Below are 559 nucleotides of genomic sequence, written 5' to 3' on the forward strand. Positions count from 1 at the left end.
GTCGGGGGCCGTGGCCTCGACGGCGGTGGCATCGAGGTCCGCGGGGAACGCAGAGCGCAGGGTGCTGTAGAGATTCTGTGATCCAGCGGCCGTTGCAGGATTCGGCGTGGGAACGGGCGATGCGAGCGGTTGGAACGACATGGTGGGGCGGATGGTTGCGGAAGACAGAAAGAAAGAAAAAAGAAAGAAAAAGAGGAAACGTGGAACGTGGAAGGAGGGTGAGCAGGAAGGCGTGGCCGGTGCGTGCCTCAGAACCGCGGCGCCCGCTTCTCCAGGAAGGCCGCGATGCCTTCCCGGTGCTCGGCACCGGCCGCATAGGCATAAGGATCGGGTGCGGCCTGCATGCCGTCGCCGTTTCCGGGCTGCCGGCACGCGCGCAGCGTCCGCTTGTTGAGCCGTGCCGCCTGGGGCGCCAGCGCGACGATGCGCTCCGCGCCCGCCCAGGCGTGCGCGTCCAGCGCGCCATCCGCCACCACGGCCGCAAGGAACCCCTGCGCAGCCAGGGGCTCGGCGCCGAACGTGGCCGCCTCCAGCAGCATGCGGCGAGCCAGCGCATCGC

The 559-nt window shown here is 69.2% G+C and carries 1 protein-coding gene; it reads right to left on the reverse strand.

Translation table 11 applies throughout. The annotated features are described in order from the left end of the window. Positions 1 to 248: 248 nt before the first annotated feature. A partial coding sequence (locus FJV41_RS57160) for an enoyl-CoA hydratase/isomerase family protein (RefSeq protein WP_246137921.1) occupies positions 249 to 559 on the reverse strand: 311 nt, incomplete at its 5' end.

Origin of the sequence: Myxococcus llanfairpwllgwyngyllgogerychwyrndrobwllllantysiliogogogochensis (assembly GCF_006636215.1) — a bacterium.
Lineage (GTDB): Bacteria > Myxococcota > Myxococcia > Myxococcales > Myxococcaceae > Myxococcus > Myxococcus llanfairpwllgwyngyllgogerychwyrndrobwllllantysiliogogogochensis.